General features: G+C 75.6%; 14 protein-coding genes. 7 read left to right on the top strand and 7 right to left on the bottom strand.

The window, feature by feature from the left end; all coding sequences use genetic code 11:
• Window positions 1-70: 70 nt before the first annotated feature.
• On the bottom strand, window positions 71-5,086 hold the full coding sequence (locus tag ADK60_RS07660) for a non-ribosomal peptide synthetase (RefSeq protein ID WP_079008143.1): 5,016 nt from the start codon (window positions 5,084-5,086) through the stop codon (window positions 71-73).
• A gap of 646 nt (window positions 5,087-5,732) precedes the next feature.
• Between ADK60_RS07660 and ADK60_RS07655 the strand changes: the two genes are divergently transcribed.
• Complete coding sequence (locus ADK60_RS07655) at window positions 5,733-6,170, top strand: YchJ family protein (protein WP_053644376.1); 438 nt, start codon at window positions 5,733-5,735, stop codon at window positions 6,168-6,170.
• Between the two features lie 144 nt (window positions 6,171-6,314).
• Here ADK60_RS07655 and ADK60_RS07650 read toward each other — a convergent pair whose 3' ends face one another.
• Window positions 6,315-7,259 (bottom strand): polysaccharide deacetylase family protein, encoded by a 945-nt coding sequence (locus tag ADK60_RS07650; RefSeq protein ID WP_502687402.1) that lies wholly within the window; start codon window positions 7,257-7,259, stop codon window positions 6,315-6,317.
• 243 nt (window positions 7,260-7,502) lie between these two features.
• Between ADK60_RS07650 and ADK60_RS07645 the strand changes: the two genes are divergently transcribed.
• Together ADK60_RS07645 and ADK60_RS07640 are read left to right on the top strand one after the other, a co-directional pair.
• Window positions 7,503-8,066: a GNAT family N-acetyltransferase gene (locus ADK60_RS07645; RefSeq protein WP_053644299.1), complete on the top strand. Its 564-nt coding sequence runs from the start codon at window positions 7,503-7,505 to the stop codon at window positions 8,064-8,066.
• Entirely contained in the window at window positions 8,053-8,595 is a 543-nt protein-coding gene (locus tag ADK60_RS07640; RefSeq protein WP_053644297.1) for a 2'-5' RNA ligase family protein, read from the top strand. The genes ADK60_RS07645 and ADK60_RS07640 overlap by 14 nt, the downstream gene beginning before the upstream one ends.
• A gap of 76 nt (window positions 8,596-8,671) precedes the next feature.
• Here the strand turns inward: ADK60_RS07640 and ADK60_RS07635 are convergent, their stop codons facing one another.
• Together ADK60_RS07635 and ADK60_RS07630 are read right to left on the bottom strand one after the other, a co-directional pair.
• Window positions 8,672-9,181: a hypothetical protein gene (locus ADK60_RS07635; RefSeq protein WP_053644295.1), complete on the bottom strand. Its 510-nt coding sequence runs from the start codon at window positions 9,179-9,181 to the stop codon at window positions 8,672-8,674.
• A 111-nt stretch (window positions 9,182-9,292) separates the two neighbouring features.
• Entirely contained in the window at window positions 9,293-10,198 is a 906-nt protein-coding gene (locus ADK60_RS07630; RefSeq protein ID WP_053644293.1) for a carbohydrate kinase family protein, read from the bottom strand.
• 487 nt (window positions 10,199-10,685) lie between these two features.
• Between ADK60_RS07630 and ADK60_RS07625 the strand changes: the two genes are divergently transcribed.
• From ADK60_RS07625 to ADK60_RS07610, 4 genes are all read left to right on the top strand, one after another.
• A complete protein-coding gene (locus ADK60_RS07625) occupies window positions 10,686-12,197 on the top strand; it encodes a M1 family metallopeptidase (RefSeq protein WP_234370981.1) in 1,512 nt (503 codons plus the stop codon).
• Between the two features lie 540 nt (window positions 12,198-12,737).
• Window positions 12,738-13,259, top strand: a complete 522-nt coding sequence (locus ADK60_RS07620) for a SigE family RNA polymerase sigma factor (protein ID WP_045941885.1) — start codon at window positions 12,738-12,740, stop codon at window positions 13,257-13,259.
• Window positions 13,246-14,253, top strand: a complete 1,008-nt coding sequence (locus tag ADK60_RS07615; RefSeq protein ID WP_053644289.1) for a hypothetical protein — start codon at window positions 13,246-13,248, stop codon at window positions 14,251-14,253. The genes ADK60_RS07620 and ADK60_RS07615 overlap by 14 nt, the downstream gene beginning before the upstream one ends.
• Before the next feature lie 43 nt (window positions 14,254-14,296).
• Window positions 14,297-14,545, top strand: a complete 249-nt coding sequence (locus tag ADK60_RS07610; protein ID WP_045941883.1) for a hypothetical protein — start codon at window positions 14,297-14,299, stop codon at window positions 14,543-14,545.
• A gap of 115 nt (window positions 14,546-14,660) precedes the next feature.
• Here ADK60_RS07610 and ADK60_RS07605 read toward each other — a convergent pair whose 3' ends face one another.
• The 3 genes from ADK60_RS07605 to ADK60_RS07595 form a co-directional block, all read right to left on the bottom strand.
• Window positions 14,661-16,307, bottom strand: coding sequence for a sigma-70 family RNA polymerase sigma factor (locus ADK60_RS07605; RefSeq protein ID WP_063783081.1), 1,647 nt, complete (start codon window positions 16,305-16,307; stop codon window positions 14,661-14,663).
• Window positions 16,308-16,480: 173 nt separating this feature from the next.
• The gene (locus tag ADK60_RS43115; protein WP_053644288.1) at window positions 16,481-17,509 is read right to left on the bottom strand and encodes a CAP domain-containing protein; all 1,029 of its coding nucleotides are present in this window, start codon (window positions 17,507-17,509) and stop codon (window positions 16,481-16,483) included.
• 269 nt (window positions 17,510-17,778) lie between these two features.
• A complete protein-coding gene (locus ADK60_RS07595; protein ID WP_079008141.1) occupies window positions 17,779-18,324 on the bottom strand; it encodes a GNAT family N-acetyltransferase in 546 nt (181 codons plus the stop codon).
• Between the last annotated feature and the right edge of the window lie 32 nt (window positions 18,325-18,356).

The raw sequence follows: 18,356 nt of genomic DNA, 5'->3' as shown, positions 1-18,356 counted from the left end.
GCGGCCGGGCATGCTTCCAAGGTCCCGGTCCTGCCGGTGTCGCCGGCGGCTCGGGGGTGGGTGGGGCGGTTCACAGGGTGCTCCCGGCGGTCTCGTCGAGGCCGTCCAGGTCACCGAGGTCGTTCAGGTCACCGAGGTCGTCGAGGTCGTCGATCTCCGCCAGCAGGCGCTCCTCGACCCGGCGGGCCAGCGCGGCCAGGGTGCGGTCCTCGAAGACGGTCCGCAGCGGCAGTTCGGTCTCGAAGGTGTCCCGGATCCGCGCCAGCAGCCGGGTGGCGAGCAGCGAGTGCCCGCCGAGGGCGAAGAAGTCGTCGTGCCGGGAGACCCGCTCGACCTTGAGGACCTCGATCCACAGGTCCGCGAGCAGTTCCTCGCAGTCGCCCTCCGGCGGGGCGCCGGCCCCGCCGAGCTGCGGCACCGGCAGCGCGGCCCGGTCGACCTTGCCGCCGGGAGTCAGCGGCAGCGCGTCGAGCAGGACGAGCCCGGCAGGCACCATGTAGTCGGGCAGCCGCTCGGTCAGTGCGGTGCGCAAGGCGTCCTCGGTCAGGCCCGGGGCGACGGCGTAGCCGGCCAGGGCCGGTCCGGCCGGGGTCTCGACGAGCCGGGCGGCGCCCGCGGCGACCCCCGGCAGGGCGGTGAGCGCGGCCTCGATCTCGCCCAGCTCGATCCGGAAGCCGCGCAGCTTGACCTGGGCGTCGGCACGGCCGTGGTACTCCAGCCGGCCGTCGGCCCGGCGGCTGGCGAGGTCGCCGGTGCGGTACATCAACGCGCCGTCGGTGCGGCCCGGTTCGGCGGTGAAGCGCTCGGCGGTCAGCTCGGGCCGGCCGTGGTAGCCGAGCGCGACGCCCGCACCGGCGATGCACAGCTCGCCGATGCCGTTGACCGGGACGGGCTGGCCGGAGCCGTCGAGCAGGTGCAGCCGGGTGTTGGCGACGGGCGCGCCGAGGGCCACCACACCGCCGTGGGCGGCGAGTTCGGGGGTGACCCGCTGGACGGTGGACCAGACGGTGGTCTCGGTCGGGCCGTAGAGGTTCCACAGCGAGCCGACCCGGCCGAGCAGGGCGCGGGCGAGGTCGGCGGTGAGCGCCTCGCCGCCGCACAGCGCGGTCAGTCCCGGGCGGCCGGCCCAGTCGGCCTCCAGCAGCGTCCGCCAGGTGGCGGGGGTGGCCTGGAGGTGGGTGACGCCCTGCTTCTCCACCCAGGCGCCGAGCGCGGCCCCGTCGGTGGCGGTGGCCCGGTCGGCGATCTCCACCCGGGCGCCGGTGACCAGCGGCAGCCACAGCTCCAGGCCGGCGATGTCGAAGGTGACGGTGGTGACGGCGGCCATCACGTCCCGCTCGGTGAGGCCGGGTTCGCGGCCCATCGAGGTGAGGAAGTTGACGATCGCCCGGTGCGGCACGGCCACGCCCTTGGGGCGGCCGGTGGAGCCGGAGGTGTACAGCAGGTAGGCCGGGTCCTCCGGGCCGACCGTGACGTCCGGCGCCTGGGCGGGGGCGGCGGCGTGCGCGGGCCCGTCCACGAGGACGGCCTCCCGGCCGTCCAGCAGTTCGTCGCCGGCGGTCGCGCCCTCGGCGACCACCACGGTGACGCCGGCGTCGTCGAGCACGGCCCGGTTGCGGGCGAGCGGCTGGTCGACGTCGAGCGGCAGGTAGGCGGCGCCGCTGCGCAGCACGCCGAGCAGGGCGGCGGGCAGCAGCCGGCCGCGCCGGACGGCGACCGCGACCAGGTGGCCGGGGCCGACGCCGCGGGCGCCCAGCAGGTGGGCCAGCCGGTCGGCGGTGTCGAGGAGTCCGGCGTAGTCGAGGGTGCCGTCGGCGGCGGACACGGCGGGCGCGTCCGGGGTGCGGGCGGCCCGGTCGGCGACCAGCCGGTGCAGCGGGGCGTCGGGGATCGGTGCCTCGGTGCGGTTGACCGGCTCGTCGGCCGCGAGTTCGGCGGCGGAGAGCATGACCAGCTCGCCGAGCGGGCGGTCGGGTTCGGCGACGGCGGCGGAGAGCAGCGCGACCAGGTGGTCGAGCGCGGCCCGCACGGACCGCTCCTCGTAGCGGGAGGTGCGGTACTCGGCGGACAGCAGCGGGCCGTCGGCCGGGAACTCCAGGAACAGCGAGAGGTCGGTCTTGGCGGTGCTGTTGCACACCTCGGCGACGAAGGTGAGCTTCAGTCCCGGCAGTTCGACGCCGGCCACCGGGTGGTTCTGGACGGCCAGCAGCACCTGGGAGATCGGCGAGGCGGTGACACCGGGCGAGCCGCCGTAGCGCCGGGCATGGTCGACGAAGGGGTGACCGCTGTGGTCGGCGGCCTCCAGCACGACCGGGCGGACCCGGGCGACCAGCTCGCGGAAGGTGTCGGCGCCCGCCACGTCGAAGCGCAGCGCGACGGTGTTGATCAGCGAGCCGATCACGGTCTCCAGCTCGGGCACCGGGCGGACGGCGAAGGGGCTGATCACGGCGACATCGGTCCGGCCGGTGTAGCGGTGCAGCACTCCGCCGAGCGCGGCGAGCACCACCGTGTAGAGGCTGGCGCCCTCACCGGCGGCCCACTTCTCGACGCCCTCGACGAACCCGCGGTCCAGCCGGCGGGCGAGCCGGCGGCCGGCGATGTCCTGCGGGTTGGGGCGCGAGCGGTCGCCGGGCAGGTGCTGGTCGCCCTCGACGCCGCGCAGCCGCTCGGCCCAGCGCTCGGCACCTTCGCGGCCCGCCTCGACGTCGCGCAGCTCCCAGCGGGCGACGTCGGACAGCTGGATTTCGGGCTCGGGCAGTTCGCCCTCCCGCAGGGCGCGGGCGACCTCGGCGAGCAGCAGCCCGGCGGCCCAGCCGTCGGCCGCGGCGTGGTGCACGGTGAGCAGCAGCTCGTGCCGGTCCGCGTCGGTCCGCACGGCGAGGGCGCGCAGCAGCCGGCCGCCGGCGAGGTCGAGCGGGCGGGCGGCCTCGGCGCGCAGCGCGTCGTCGATCGCCTCCTCGTCGGCCACCTGCCCGTGCGGGCCGACGAGGTCGAGCAGCGGCACCTCGACCGGGTACGGCGGGCGGACGTCGGCGACGGCGTCGTCCAGCTCGCTCGGGTTCGGATCGCCGTACAGGGCGGTTCGCAGCGACTCGTGGCGGCGGACGACCTCGCTGAGCGCGCGGCCGAGGGCCTCGCGGTCGAGGGCGCCCTCGACCCGGATCCGCACCGGCACGTTGTAGAGCGGGCTGCCGGTCTGGACGGCCTCGTGCAGCCACAGTTCGCGCTGGAACTCGGTGGCGCGGGCGGGCAGGTGGGCCTCCCGCTTCGGCGGTTCCACGGAGGCCCGTCCACCGCCGCCGTTGGCGGCCCGGACGGCCAGCGCGGCGACGGTCGGGGCGGCGAAGAACTCGGCGAGCGGCACCCGGGTGCCGAACTCGCGCTCGACCCGGGCCAGCAGGCCGACCGCGAGCAGGGAGTGGCCGCCGAGGTCGAGGAAGACGTCGTGCACCCCGACCTCGGGGACGCCGAGCAGGCCCTGCCAGAGTTCGGCGATCCGGGTCTCGGCGGGGGTGCGGGGGGCGACGAACAGCTCCTGCCCGCCCCGGCTTCGGGCGACGGCGGGCAGCGCCTTGCGGTCGGTCTTGCCGTTGGGGGTGAGCGGCAGTTCCGCCAGCACGGCGACGGCCAGCGGCACCATGTAGCCGGGCAGGGCGGCGGCGCAGTGGGCCCGCAGTTCGGCGGGTGCCGGTTCGGCGGCGCCGGGGGAAGGCTGGACGAAGGCGGCCAGGTAGTCGCCGGCCTCGTCGCGCTGGACGACGGCGGCGGCGGCCTCGACCGCGGGGTGGGTGGCGAGCACCGCCTCGATCTCGCCGAGTTCGACCCGGAAGCCGCGGACCTTCACCTGGTGGTCGACCCGCCCGTGGTACTCCAGGTCGCCGTCGGGCAGTCGGCGGACCAGGTCCCCGGTGCGGTAGCAGCGCAGGCCGTCGACGTGGACGAAGCGCTCCTCGGTGAGGTCGGGGCGGCCGTGGTAGCCGCGGGCCAGGCCCTCGCCGGAGAGGTACAGCTCGCCGATGCCGCCGTCCGGCACGGGTATCCGGTGCTCGTCGAGGACGTGGTCGAGGGTGCCGGCGAGCGGGCGGCCGATGACCGGCTCGCCGGCCCCGTCGCGGGCGACCAGCGACCAGGTGGAGTAGACGGTGTCCTCGGTGGGCCCGTACAGGTTGTAGAGGCGCTCGACACCGGGCTGGGCGTGGACCTTGTCCGCGATGTGGCGGGGCAGCGCCTCGCCGGCCAGGTTGACCACGCGCACGCCGGCCGGCAGTCCGCCGTTGCCATTGCCACCACCGGGCAGGTCGCCGGCGCGCAGCAGCGCTGCCATCGCGCTGGGCACGGTGTTGACCAGGGTGACCTCGTCCCGGGCGGGCAGCTCGGGGAGGGCGAGGACGTTCTCGGCGACCACGATCGTGCCGCCGACGGAGAGCGGGAAGAACAGCTCGTACACCGAGATGTCGAAGCACACGGAGGTGCCGAACAGCACACCGGTGAGGTCGGCGGCGGTGTAGGTGTCGGCGGCCCAGCGGAGCATGGCGTTGACGCCGCGCTGGGTGACCGAGACGCCCTTGGGACGGCCGGTGGAGCCGGAGGTGTAGAGCACGTAGGCCAGTGCGTCGGTGGCCGCGTCGCCGGTGGTGGGGCGCGCGGCGACCGGGTCGAGCGGGGCGGCGGGCCCGTCGCCGTCGATGTGCAGGAGGGTGGCGTCCGCACCGTTCAGCAGGTGCTCGTGGGCGCGGTCGGTGAGCACCACGGGGGCCTGCGCGTCGCCGACGACCAGTTCGAGGCGGTCACGCGGATAGGCCGGGTCGAGCGGCACATAGGCCCCGCCGGCCCGTAGCACCGCCAGCAGGCCGACCACCAGGTCGGCCGTTCGTGGCAGGCATACGCCGACCAAGGTCCCGGCCCGGACTCCGGCGGCGGCCAGCCGGCCCGCCACCGCGGCGGTCGCGGCGTCCAGTTCACGGTAGGTCAGCCGGCGTGTGCCGTCGATCACGGCGGTGGCGTCCGGGGTTCGTCTGACCTGCGCGGCCACCAGTTCGGCCAGCGGTGCTGCCGGATCCAGTGGAGTAAGTCCCGTCGAACTCATCGCTTCTCTCCCGAGGGGTGCTGCTGCATCGACTTGTGGTCGGCGAGAAATGGGTGGTGTGCCCTGGGAGATGGTGGGGTAAAGATCTACGAATCACCAGCACATTTCCGTCACTCGTTCGATATGCCGGAAAGATCACCTCTCCCGACCTGGTCGGCGATGCCCGAATCTGACGGTTCGTCGGCGATTTCACCCGGATTGGCAACCCCCTTGGCAGCGCCGGTCCGTACCGATAGCGTTTCACCGACGGTTCGTCAGTTGGCGCACACCTGTGTCCTACTGGCACCGCAAGCAGATTTCCGGACTCAATCTTGTCCGAGGCCAGTCAAGATCTGGCCGATAGTACGGCCCCGGCGCCCCACCGCGGCACACCCGCCCGGCATGCCCGGACAGCACCCCCCGGAGGCGGCGGATACGGGCGGACCGGGCGCAGATCTGTGTGCAAACGGTGTGCATTCACGGGGGACTCCGGGGACTCGACGGACAACTCGGCCACCCGGTGCACACCGGGCTCCCCCACCCTCCGCCACCCGTGGTCCCGGACGCCCGGGACCACGGTCACGTCCCGGCCCCAGGCCGGGCGCCGGTCCCCCGCTTCCCGGCGTCCGGGCTCCGCGCCCGGCGGGGAGGGGCCAGAATGGAGCGCATGTCCCGACGTCGTTCCGCGCCCCGTGCCAGCACGCCCGCGCCGCGCCTGCTCCCCTCCTCCCCCTGCCCCTGCGGCCTGCCCGGCAGCTACGCCGAGTGCTGCGGCCGACTGCACCGGGGCCAGGTCGCCGCCGCCACCGCCGAGGCGCTGATGCGCTCGCGCTACAGCGCCTTCGCCGCCCGCGACGAGGCCTATCTGCTGCGCACCTGGCACCCGGACACCAGGCCGGAGAGCGTGGACTTCGACCCGGGGCTGCGCTGGGTGCGGCTGGAGGTGCTCTCCACCGGCGAGGGCGGGGCGTTCCACGCCGAGGGCACGGTGGCCTTCCGCGCCCACTACGCGGAGGGGCGGGAGGAGGGCGTCCTCACCGAGCACAGCCGGTTCGTCCGGCACGAGGGCGCCTGGGTGTACCTGGACGCGCTCTCGCTCGACTGAGCCGGGCCGCTCCGCGCGGCACTCGTCGTGTCGGGCGCGGAGGTGCGGGTGGGCACGGATGTGCGGGCGGGCGGCCCCGGAGGACCGCCCGCCCGTGCAGCCGTGCGCCCGGGCAGCTGTGCGCCCGTGCAGCCGTGCGCCCGGCTACAGGTAGTCGTCCAGCCGGGCCAGGGCGAAGCCCTGCGCGGTGACCTCGTCGACCACCTTGCGCAGCAGGTCGGGCATGGTCCCCGGCCACAGGTCGGTGCCGCGGAAGTGGGTCAGGATGATGTCGCCCGGGTGGAGCCGCTGGTCCTCGTAGCGGTACTCCATCCGGTCCGGGAACGCCTCCTCGTTCCACAGCGGCACCGCCTCGATGCCGCAGGAGCCGGCGGCCCGCAGGGTGTCCTCGTTGTACTCGCCGTAGGGCGGCCGGAAGAGCCGGGGGCGGCTGCCGATCTGCCCCTCCAACTGGTCCTGCTGGCGGCAGATCTCGTCGCGCTGGGTCGCGTAGTCGAGGACCTTGAGGTTGCGGTGGTTGATGGTGTGGTTGTTCACCGCGTCGCCCTGCTCGGACAGCCGGCGGAAGTAGCCGTAGTCGGAGCGGGCCAGGTAGTCGGCGACGAAGGTGGACAGCGGAATGCCGAGCTCGGCCGCCATCCGACTGAACTCCGGGTCCTTCTCGGCGCCGTCGTCCACCGTCAGGAAAACGATCGGCTGCTCGGTGGGCACCCGGTAGACCACCGGCGGCAGCCCGTCCGCGAGCTTGACGCCCTGCACGGCGCGCAGCTCGGGCCGGGCCGCCGGGGGCTGCGGGGCCGGCAGCGGCAGCCGGGCCAGGCCCCAGCGCCGGGCGGTCTCCAGCGCCGTGCGGGCGGCCTCGGCCCGACGGGCCACCGCCTCGCTGCTGGTCTCCTCCTCCGCCCTGGCCGGCCCCGGGAGGACCGCGGGAACGGCAGGGGCCGCCACGGCCGCCGCAGCCGCCGCGGCAGCCGGAACGGCCGGGGGCCGGGGCCCGCCCCGGTCGGTCGCCGCACTCGCCCCGGCCCGCGCCGTCGACGGCACCGCGCCGCCCCCGGCCGAGCCGCCGCACCCCGCGACCGCGGCCACCAGGCACACCGCCGCGACCAGCCCGCCCCGTCCCCGCCCGCGCCGGGGCCCAGCCAAACCCCCATTAATGCGATTATCTGATGGTCTTTCCATAACCACACTGCTCCCCCGCCACGCCGGGCACCCAATCCACCCGTCACCCGGCCGGCCCACCCCGGACCGCAGCCCCGACCTGCGGCTACGGTCCCGCCGATGATCGAAAAGGGTTGGCGCCGGGCACGGACGGCGCCCGATAATGCGCCCATGACGACGAGCACGCAGCAGCACCGCGCCACCGGGGACGCCTGGGCGGTCGCGCCCGCCGAGGTCGGATCCGCCGAGTCCCTGGCACTGCTGCGCGAGTACTTCATCGACGTCGCCAACCGCTACTACCGGCTCCACTTCGACCGGGACGGCACGGCCGAGGAGATCGAGACCGGCCTCGCCGACACCCCCAGCGACCACCTCGCCCCGCCCACCGGGGTCTTCCTGCTCGGCCGGTACGCGGGCGAGGCCGACTCCTGCGCCGGCCTGCGGGTGCTCGACGCCACGACCGTCGAGCTGACCCGGGTGTACGTCCGGCCCTCCCGACGCGGCACCGGCGGCGGCACCCGGCTGCTCGCCGCCGTCGAGGAGGCGGCACGGTCCCTCGGCGCCCGGCGGATCGTCCTGGACACCCGGCTCGACCTGGTCGAGGCCCGCGCGCTCTACGCCCGGCACGGCTACCGCGAGATCCCCGCCTACGGCAACAGCCCGTACGCCGAGGTCTGGTACGGCAAGGACCTCGTTCCGGAGCAGCGGCCGGGAGGGGCCCGTGCAGACGGTTGAGCTGCTCTGCGACCCGCCGTTCGACCGCGCCGTGCGCACCGTCTGGCAGCGGCTCGCGGACGCGGGCGTGGACAGCCTCGCCGACAACCCCCACCCGGGCCACCGCCCGCATCTCACCCTGGCCACCTGCGCCCGCATGCCCGCCGGCGCCGCCGAGCGGCTCGACGAACTCCTCGCCGAAACCCTGCCGCTGACCGTCCGGCTGACCGGTCTGCTGTCCTTCGCGGCCCGCAGCCGGCGCCGGGTGCTCAGCTGGGCGATCGTCCCCACGGTCGAACTGGTGCAGCTCCACCGGCGCGTCTGGGAGCTCCTGGACGGCGCCGAGGAACCGTCCCCCTACTACGTTCCCGGCCGCTGGTCCCCGCACCTGGGTCTCACCCGCCGCCTCACCCCGGAGGAGGTGTCCCTCGCCCACGCCACCCTCGGTCGCCACCCGGACCTCACCGGCACCTTCACGGCCGCCCGCAGCTTCGACTCTGGGACCCAGCTGACCCGCCCGTTGGGCGCGGTCGACGGCACCCCCGGCTGAGCCGGTCCGGGATCACGGCGGTCCGGGAGCACGGCGGTCCGCGAGCACGGCGGTCCGGGAGCAGAAAGCTCCGCGATCAGAGCGCTCCACGATCCGCCTGCCAGGCGTGCGATCCTCCGATCCAGAAGGTCAACGCCTTCCGGCCACCGCCGAGTGACCGCCGCATCGCGTTGACCAGTCGCGTCTGCGCCCGGGCCACCTCCGCACCGGCCGCCAGGAACTCCTCCTCGCCGAGCGGCGCCCTGACCGTGTCGACCTCACGGGCGACGCGGTCCAGGAAACGGTCGACCGCCCGGCCGAAGTGGTCGACCTCGCGCGCGACCTCCACCGGGGCGACCAGGCCGACCCGCGTCAGCACGGCGCTCCACTCGGCCCAGTCGTAGTCCCAGCCGCTCCGGTCGGCGTGGGCGCGCTTGAGCACCATCGTGAACCTGGCGTAGTGGCTCAGGAGTTCCTGGTAGGCGAGCAGTTGTTGGTCCCGCGACCACTGACGGTCCTGGCCCCGTCGGGTCACCAGTCCGCCCACCAGCACGCCCACGGTCGCCGAGGCCGCTCCGGCCGCGGTCGTGATCAGCGATTCCAGCAACGCTCCCCCAACTCCCGCACCCGCCGTTCGATCCGCGACCGGAACATAGCACCGGCGAACACCCGGGCCCCGGTGAATTCCTCCGCTCACGGCCCCGCCCGGGCGGCGGTCTCAGCCGAGGACCGACGCCAGCTCGGCCGCGTCCGGCGGCGTCGCCCCAGGGCGAGTGACCGTCAGGGTGGCGGCGGCCGTGGCGCGGGCGAGGGCGGTGTCGAGGCCCGCGCCGGCGCGGCGGGCGTGCAGGAGGGCGGCGGTGAAGGCGTCGCCCGCGCCCACCGTGTCGGCGACCGTGACCGTGCGGGCGGGTGCCTCGGCGCGGCGGCCGTCGGCGGTGAGTGCGAAGGCTCCGGCCGGCCCGCGGGTGACCGCGACGGTGGCCGGGCCGAGGCCGAGCCAGTGCCGGGCCACCTCCTCCGGGTCCCGGCCAGGGTAGAGCCAGGCGAGGTCCTCGTCACTGGCCTTGACCAGGTCGGCGAGCGCCGCGCAGCGCTCCACCCGGCGGACGGCCTCGCCGTGCTCGCCCATCAGCGCGGGCCGCACGTTGGGGTCGTAGCTCACGCCGGCCCGGCCGCGCCACCGTTCGACCAGGGCGAGCACGGCCGCCGCTCCCGGTCCGGTGACGGCGGCGATCGATCCGATGTGCAGGTGCCCCGGCGGGAAGGGCAGTTCGACCGGCGGGAGGGTCCAGCCGATGTCGAAGGTGTACTGCGCCCGCCCCCGCTCGTCCAGCCGCACGACCGCCGACGGGGTGCGCGGGATGTCCGCCGCCCCCGCCGGTGATTCCGCCCCGGATCCGGACAGCAGGGCGACGCCGACGGACTCCAGGTGCCCGCGGATCAGTCGGCCGTACGGGTCGTCGGCGAGCTGGGTGAGCAGCGCGACGGGCTCGCCCAGCCGGGCCAGCCCGTAGGCGACATTGGCCGGGCTGCCGCCGGGGTGGACGACGTCGGGAGCGCCGTCGGTGCGGACGACGTCGGCGACGCACTCGCCGATCACCACGAAGTGCGGGCTGGTCACGGGGCTGCTCCTGCCGGTCCGGTGCGCCGGCGGGGGCTGCGGGCGGCCGGCGCGGCTGCCCAGCCTACGAGGTGGCCTGCGGGGCCCGGAGGCGCGGTACGCGCGGCGGGAAGGGGTGCGCGGCGGGGAAGGGGTGCGCGCGTGCGGAGCGGATGCGGGGGGCGTCGGCTCCGCACGCGGGCATGAGTACGGCCGCCGGACCTGGCCAGGTTCTCCGACGGCCGTGGCCCCGCCCGTCAGGGGGTGGGGCTCTTCGAAGGTAAGACACCGCGCAGCCGCTCGGCCACCATGGTGGGCCGTCCGAGGGACGGCCGCGTGTCGCCAGGTCCGGGGCCGACGGGTCCGGGGCGGTCCGCGCAGGTCGGAGCGGTGGGGGGCGGGGATTGTCGGAGGGCTCTGCTACGGTCCGTGCCCGGAAGATCGCTCACCGGAACGGGCCCGCCCGGGCCGGCGCGCGGGACCGTCCGACACGAGAGAGGTGATCACCTTGTCCTGGCACCGTTCCGTCCTCGCCGCCGCGCTCGCGCTCGCGGCGGTACCGCTCGGTCTGGCCCCGGCGGCCGCGGACAGCCCGGGCGCGGGTCCGCCGGGGACGGGGGACCCGGTCTTCCCCGCGCTCGGCACCACCGCCTACGACGCCCACTCCTACGACCTCGCGTTCACCTACCGCCCCGCGACCAGGACGGTCGACGCCACCATGGCGATGACCGCCCGTGCCCGCACCGCGCTGCCGAGCCTGGAGCTGGACGCGCTCGGCCTGGACGTGCACGCCGTCCGGGTCGACGGGCGCCCGGCCGGCTTCCGGACGCACGACGAGAAGCTGACCGTGGTCCCGGCGCGGCCGGTCCGGGCCGGGGCCGCACTGCGGGTCGAGGTCGAGTACACCGCCGACCCGCGGGCCGCGCTGCCGCACACGGGCTGGGTGGTGACGCCGGACGGCTTCGCGGTGGCCGGCCAGCCGGACGGCGCGCACACCGTGTTCCCGTGCAACGACCGGCCGGGCGACAAGGCCCGCTTCACCGTCGCCGTCACCGCGCCGGACGAGCTGTACGGGGTGGCCAACGGTCTGCCGACCGCCACCGAGCCGCACCCCGACGGCACCACCACCCGGCGCTACCGGTCGCGCGAGCCGATGGCGACCGAGCTGCTCCAGGCCTCGGTGGGCCGCTACACGGTCCGTGAACGCCAGGGCCCCGACGGGCTGCCGCTGCGCGACGTCGTGCCCACCGCGCGGGCGGCCGACCTGGAGCCCGCCCTCGCCCTGACCCCCGGCCAGCTGGGCTGGGCCGAGCAGCACCTCGGACCATTCCCGTTCGAGACGTACGGGCTGCTGCCCGCCGACACCGACGACCCGGCGGCGTTCGACTTCACCGGGCTGGAGACGCAGACGCTCACGCTCTACAAGCCGAACTTCCTGCGCCAGCCGGAGCGGCAGATCGGCTCGCACATGATGCACGAGCTGGTCCACTCGTGGTTCGGGAACAGCGTCACCCCGGGCACCTGGGCCGATCTCTGGCTGAACGAGGGCCATGCCGACTTCTACGGTCTGATGTACCGCTACGAGCGCGGCTGGCCGGACTCCGGCGGCTTCACCACCCTCGCCGACCGGATGCGGAGCGTCTACGCCCAGGGCGACCAGTGGCGCCACGACTCCGGTCCGGTGGCCGCGCCGACCGCCGCGACGCTGTTCGACAGCCAGCGGTACACCGGCGGCGCGCTGGTGCTGTTCGCGCTGCGGGAGCGGGTCGGGCCCGAGGTGTTCGACCGGATCGAGCAGGTCTTCCTGCGGCGGCACCGGAGCAGCACCGCCACCACCGCGGACTTCCTGCGCACGGCGGACGAGGTCTCCGGGCAGTCGCTCGGCGGCTTCCTGCGCGACTGGCTCTACGGCGAGCGGACCCCGCCCATGCCGGGGCACCCCGACTGGACGGTGGATCCGGTCGATCCGGGTGCGGCACGGCGGACGGGAGGTGTGCCGAAGGGCTCGGGGACGCTCTGACGGCGGCCGGCCGCGCCGACGGGCCGGGACGGGCGGGAAGCAGGCTGAGAAACAGGCCGGGGACGGTCGGAGGGCGGACCGGCGCAGGGCCGGAGCCGGGACTCGCCCGGGCGCGCCCGGCCGGTGCGCCCGGGCGCCCTTCGCGCGCCCTTGGCGGCGACCGGTGACGAGCGGATCGTGGTGACCACGGCCCGCTCGCCGCCCGGCCGAGTCCCGGCCGGCTCGCGGGCCGTCCAGCGTTCGCGCCCGCCCCGGGCCGCCGCCATGTGCCGCCTTCTGCCGCCCCGTGCCCACCCCTGTGCCGGGCCGGTACGGCCGTCGCGCGCCGCCCCGGCCGACCCCGCCGTGGGCGTCGACCTGGCCACCCGCGAAAATAGCCCGGTCGGACAGGCAACCCGGCGCCGACCCCAGCGCGTTCAGCAGCCGTGAGAACGAGAGCGAGGACCCGGCGGCCACGGCCGACCGGCGGGACCGCCGCCACCGACCTGGCGGCGCGGATGACGGATACGGTGGCGGGAGCGGCATGGCGGGGGCGTCGGGATGAGCGAAGCGAGACCGGACTTCGAGGAGTTCGTCGCCGCGCGCAGCCCTCGGCTGCTCCGGATGGCATGGCTGCTGACCGGCGACCCGTACCTGGCCGAGGACCTGCTCCAGACGGCTCTGGCCAAGGTCTGGCCGCGCTGGGAGCAGGTCTCGATCGATCGGCCCGAGGCGTACGTCCGCCGGGTGCTGGTGAACTCGCACGTCTCCTGGTGGCGCCGCCGCTGGCAGGGCGAGCTGCCGCACGACCGGCTGCCGGAGCCGCCGACGGTCGCCGACCCGTTCGACTCGGTGGTGACCGGCCAGGTGGTCGCCGCCGCGGTGCGGGCGCTCCCGGCCCGGCAGCGGGCCGTGGTGGTGCTGAGGTTCTTCGAGGACCTCAGCGTGGAGGACACCGCCGAGGCGCTGGGCTGCACCACGGGCACCGTCAAGAGCCAGACGCACCGCGCCCTGCAGGCGCTGCGCGGCAAGCTTCCGGCCAGGGAGCTGCTGCTGGACGGGGGTCGTCGTGACGGAGCATGACTTCGCCGCGTGGGAACGCGAGGCGGCCCTCGACCGCGAGACGGCCCTGGACCGGGCGGTGGCCGACGACCACGAGGTGGCGGACGAGCTGCGGGTGCTGCTCCAGCTGGCCGCGCCCCACTTGTCGGCGCCCGCGGACCGGATGGAACGGGTGCTGGCGCGGGCCGCCCTGGCCCGGCGGCGCCGACGGCGGGCGGCTCTCGCGGCCGGACTCGCGGTCGGCCTGACCGCGGCCGTGCTGGCCGCCGCACCGGCGCTCGCGCCCGGCCCGACGGGCACCGTGCTCGGCCCCGCCGCCTCGGGACCGGCCCTCGGCGCGATCCCGCCCGCCGGTGCGCCGACCGGTGCGCCCGCCGGCTCCCCCGAGGCCTCGGCGAGCGCCTCCCCCGGCCCGGGTTCGAGCGCCCCGAGGAGCCCCTCGCCGGCCGACTCCCCGAGCGTGGGGGCCGACGGCGGGGCGACCGAGGACCCGACGGGCGACGCCGCCGGTCCGCTCCGGCCGACCCGGTTCACCCCGCTGGACGGGGTGATCCTTGATCTGCCGAACACCTGGTTCGACCTCACCCTCCTCGCCACGGCCGGACGGCCGGAGTCCGTCGGTTACATCGCCTCCCAGCCACTGGCCCGGGAGCCCGGCTGCCAGATCCGCAACGGCGCGCAGCCGCCCGTGTGTCTCGCCGCGGGGGGGCTGCTCGACAACTCGGCGATCGTCTCGGTCCGGGTGGTCCGGGACGAGAAGCTGGCCACCGAGGCCGCGAGCCGGTCGGTGCTGCTCCGGGACGCCGAGGTCGACAAGGACTGCGCGACCCACGGCGGCACCCGGCAGCTCGTCGCGCAGCAGGTGGTCATCCCGAACGGGCAGCCGGAGGTCGTGGAGCTGTCGGCCTGCCTGCGGCGCCCGTCGCAGGAGACCCTGAGCACGGTGTACCGGCTCACCGCCTCGGTGCGCCTGTTCGGGACGGCGACGAACAGCCCGATCACCTCGACGGGCTGACGGTCTCCCGTAACCCGGGTGGCGGAGCCTCGTTGGACGGGGCATGAAGAAGCGCAGCATGCTGGCCGTCGCCTCGCTCGCCGTCGGCGTCGTGGCCTCCCTGACCGCTCCCGCCGCCCATGCCGCCGCCCTCGGCGGCCAGGGTGATCTGACCGGGCCGCTCCAGGGCGGGCCCCTCGCCTCGGCCCCGGACATGCTGCCGGGGCAGGTCGGCGACGCCGGCGGTGTGGTCGGCCAGGCGACCGGCCATGTCACGGGCGAGGCCCCCGGGCTGGTCGGCCTCCCGTCCTGACGGAGCACCCGGCACGGTTCGGCCGCCCACCCGGGCGCAGCGTCGGTACACCCGCCCGCCGGTAGGCCCGATCCACTGCTGGGCCCGGTCCGCCGGGCGGGCGGTGCGCCGCCCGTCAGCCGAGCGGGGCGCCCAGGTCCTGGGTCCAGTAGAGCCCGGCCGGGCCGGTGGTCACACCGATGCCGACGTCCTTGAACGCGCAGTCCAGCATGTTGGACTGGTGGATGCCGCCGTCCATCCAGCGGGAGAAGACCACCGCCGGGGCGCTCGGGCCGCGGTCGAGGTTCTCGCCCCACTGCGACCAGCGGTAGCCGGCCGCGTTGAGCCGGGCGTCCGCCCGGGTGCCGTCGGGGGCGAGGTGGTCGAAGAAGTTCCGGGCGACCATGTCCTCGGAGTGCTTCTGGGCGGCCGCGTGCAGTTTGGGGTCGATCCGCAGCGGGCCGCAGCCGCGCCGGCCCCGCTCCGCGTTGACCAGGTCGACCAGCTGTCGCTCCAGGCTCGGCGGGGTCGTGGTCGGCCGGGCGGCGGCCGGGGTCGCGGTCGGGGTGACCGCCGCCGGGACGCTCGGCACGGGCGGCACCTCGACCGGGGCGACCGTGACCGGAGCGGGCGGCGTGGTCTCCGGCGTCGGCGTGACGGCTGTCTCGACCGGCGGCACCGGGGCGTCCGGGGCACTGGCCGGGGTGGTCGGTTCCGGCGCGGGCGCGGTCGGCTGCGTGGACTGGGGCCAGACCATCGCGAGCGTCGCCGCCGCGAGCACCACCGCCGTCCCGCCCGCCAGCACGCTCTTGCGACGGGCCAGGTCCGTCCAACCGCCCGGTCCGCCGGCACCGTCGGTGGGCGGAGTACCGGCACCGGTGGGCGGAGTACCGCCGGTACCGGCCCCGGTGGACCCACCAGCCGCGCCGCCGTCACCCGGGACCGCGCCGGATCCGGCGCCCGGCGTTCCGGCCGTGGCTCCGGCGGCCTGGAAGGCGAGCCCGCTCGGCGCGTCCATCGGTACCGGCACCAGCGCCAGCCCGGCCAGCAGCCCCTCCGCCGGGAACAGGTCGCGCCCCAGGCCGTCGCAGGCCTGGCAGCCGCGGATGTGCCGGGCTATGCGCTTGCGCCAGACCGAGTTGGGCGTGCCGTCCCACCCCGTCATCACCTCGGCGAGCTCCGGGCAGCGGGGGTAGGCGGTGAGCGCCCGGACCACCACCCGGCCGGCCTCCAGCTGCTTCTTCATCCGCTGGACGCGGACGGCGGTGTGCTGCGGCGTCAGGTCGAGTGCCTCGGCGAGTTCGGCGCGGGTGAGTTCGCCGGAGGCCTCCAGCCACCAGAGGGCGAGCAGTTCCTTGTCGTCCGGGTCCAGCCAGCGGGTGGCCTCGGCGACCTCCCGGCGCTGGCCGGAGAGACCGAGCCGGAGGATGGTCAGGTCGGTGAAGTCCGCGCGCGGGTCGGCCAGCTCCCAGCTCTCGTCCAGACCGCCGACGGCCGCCTGCTGCTGGCCGGTCGACCGGCTGCGGACCTGGTTCATGGTGATCGCGACCAGCCAGGACCGGAACGCCCCCGGGTCGCGCAGCCCCTCCAGGCCGTCGAGGGCCCGGATCATGGTCTCCTGCGCGATGTCGTCCACGTCGGCGTGGCCGTTCAACGCCCGGCCGGCGACGTTGTAGACCAACGGGAACCAGGCCGCGACCAGCGCCTCGCGCGCCTGCGGGTCGCCCGCCTGGGCCGCGCGCACGAGGGTCGTCCCGGCCCTGCTCTGCACGTCAACGTTCATGGGTCCGCACTCCGTCCGGCTGTCGTCCGTCCGCCACTGCCTCCTCGGAGACCGCTGGGGAGTGCTCAGATAACAACAATTTGCGCGGATTCGGAAAATCGGCCGACGGCGAGGCCACCGGCCGGGCCCGTGCGGGCCCGAACGGTGGTTCCTCGGGGCGGTGCGGCGGGTCCTCAGGACGGCGAGGCGAAGACCTGGGTCCACCAGGGCCCGCCCGAACCGGTCCGGACGCCGACGCCGATCTGCTTGAAGGAGCAGTTGAGGATGTTGGCGCGGTGGCCGGGGCTGTTCATCCACGACTCCATCACCGCCGCCGGGTCCTTCTGCCCGCGCGCGATGTTCTCGCCCCAGCTGCTCCAGCGGTAGCCGGCCGCCTCGATGCGGTGGTCCGCGTGGTAGCCCTCGGGGCTGGCGTGGTCGAAGAAGCTGCGATCGGCCATGTCGTCGCTGTGGACCTGGGCGGCGGTGGTGAGCTTGGGGTCCACCGTGAGCGGCCCGCAGCCGGCCTGCGAGCGCTGGACGTTGACCAGGTCCGCCACCTGCTGGGCGAAGGAGCTGTTCGACGAACCGCCCGGCGCGGTGGTGGCGGTCGGACGCGGGGCGGTCGGCGAGGGCTTGGCCGTGCTCGGGGCCGTCGTGGGGGCGGTGCTGGGGGCCGCGGTCGGCTTCCCCGGGTCGGGAGCACCGGCCGTGCCGCCGGGGGTGGTACCGGTGCTCGGGCCCGCGGTCGGGGTGCGCGGCGTGCCGGACGCGGTGGCCGGGGCCGTGGAGGCGGTGTGCCCCGGGGTAGTGGCCGAGGCGGAGGGCGTCGCCGGGGCGGTGCTGGGGGGAGGGGTGGCCGTGGCCGCGCGGGCCTGGTCGGTCGGGGCCGGGTCCTGGACCGGCGCGCCCGCGCCGGGCACCTGGATGCCGTTCACGTCCCCGGCCTCGGCGGCGACCAGCGGCTCGTACGCCACCGCCTGCGAGCCGTTGTCGCTGCCCTCCTCGCCCCGGAACACCGCGTACCCGGCGCCGGTCAGGGCGGCGATCACGCTCGTACCGGCGACGGCCGCGGCCACGGCCATCATCGGTACCGTCCCGCCCCGGCGGCGGCGCCGGCCGTGGCCGCGCCGCCGTTCGGCGGCACGCCGCGCGGAGCGCCCCTCGGCGCCCGCGGGGCGCCCGGTCGCGGGGAGGATGGTGGTGCGGTCTTCGCTGTTCACCTGCGCACGCTTCCTGTGTTCTGGTCCGTCGGATCGGTCGGACGAGTGCCGACACCTGGGAGACCACGGAGCGGTGGGCGGATAACGGAAAAGTGCGAACTGATTTCCGAACGAACCGGCGGGGCGGCGGTTGGCCATGATGCCGCATCCACGGCCGGGCCTCCGGAACGCCGATCGGGGGCGGAACCGGTCGATTCCGCCCCCGAGAGCGTGTCCACCCCCGCAGGCGCGTCCGGCGCCGGGGCGGTAGGCGCGGGCCACCGGGACGGTCAGGAGCCGGCCGGAGGCATGTCGTAGGTGACGAACATGGTCCGGGTGGCGACCTGGTCGTACTTGCTGCGGGCCCGGTGGTTGTCGTCGGCGGTGATCCAGCGGACGGTGTTCCAGCCGCGCTCGGCGGCGATCGCGCGCAGCCGGGCGAGGAGGAGGTCGACCGCTCCGGTGCCGCGCGCGGCCGGGGCCACGAACAGGTCGTCGAGGAAGCCGGCCACCGCTCCGTGCAGCGGACGGACGAACGGCCGGTAGTGCGCCAGCCCGACCGGGGTGCCGTCGGTGTCGCGCACCAGCAGGCCGTCCAGCTCGTGCGCCGGGTCGGTGAGCCAGGACCAGACCAGCTCGGCCTTCTCCTCCGGCATGGGCACCCCGTAGAAGTCGCAGTAGCCCCGGAACAGCTCCCGCCAGGCGGCGAAGTCCGCGCCCGTGGGCGCGTCCACGGTCCAACCCCCGGCGGTCCGGTGCTCGGCGGTCGGGTGCTCGGCGGTCGGCGTGGTGCTGATCGGCGTGGTGCTGGTCGGCGTGGTGCTGCTCGGCGGCATGGGGCGCTCCTCGTTGGCGGTCCGGCGCGCGG

The sequence above is a fragment of the Streptomyces sp. XY431 genome (genome assembly GCF_001279805.1).
Lineage (GTDB): Bacteria > Actinomycetota > Actinomycetes > Streptomycetales > Streptomycetaceae > Kitasatospora > Kitasatospora purpeofusca.
This window is presented reverse-complemented; position numbering and strand designations above follow the sequence as displayed.

Excerpts from the sequence above, each read along its gene's own strand:
- ADK60_RS07660 (WP_079008143.1), bottom strand. The coding sequence starts at position 5,086 with ATGAGTTCGACGGGACTTACTCCACTGGATCCGGCAGCACCGCTGGCC.
- ADK60_RS07655 (WP_053644376.1), top strand. The coding sequence starts at position 5,733 with ATGTCCCGACGTCGTTCCGCGCCCCGTGCCAGCACGCCCGCGCCGCGC.
- ADK60_RS07645 (WP_053644299.1), top strand. The coding sequence starts at position 7,503 with ATGACGACGAGCACGCAGCAGCACCGCGCCACCGGGGACGCCTGGGCG.
- ADK60_RS07620 (WP_045941885.1), top strand. The coding sequence starts at position 12,738 with ATGAGCGAAGCGAGACCGGACTTCGAGGAGTTCGTCGCCGCGCGCAGC.
- ADK60_RS07610 (WP_045941883.1), top strand. The coding sequence starts at position 14,297 with ATGAAGAAGCGCAGCATGCTGGCCGTCGCCTCGCTCGCCGTCGGCGTC.
- ADK60_RS07605 (WP_063783081.1), bottom strand. The coding sequence starts at position 16,307 with ATGAACGTTGACGTGCAGAGCAGGGCCGGGACGACCCTCGTGCGCGCG.
- ADK60_RS07595 (WP_079008141.1), bottom strand. The coding sequence starts at position 18,324 with ATGCCGCCGAGCAGCACCACGCCGACCAGCACCACGCCGATCAGCACC.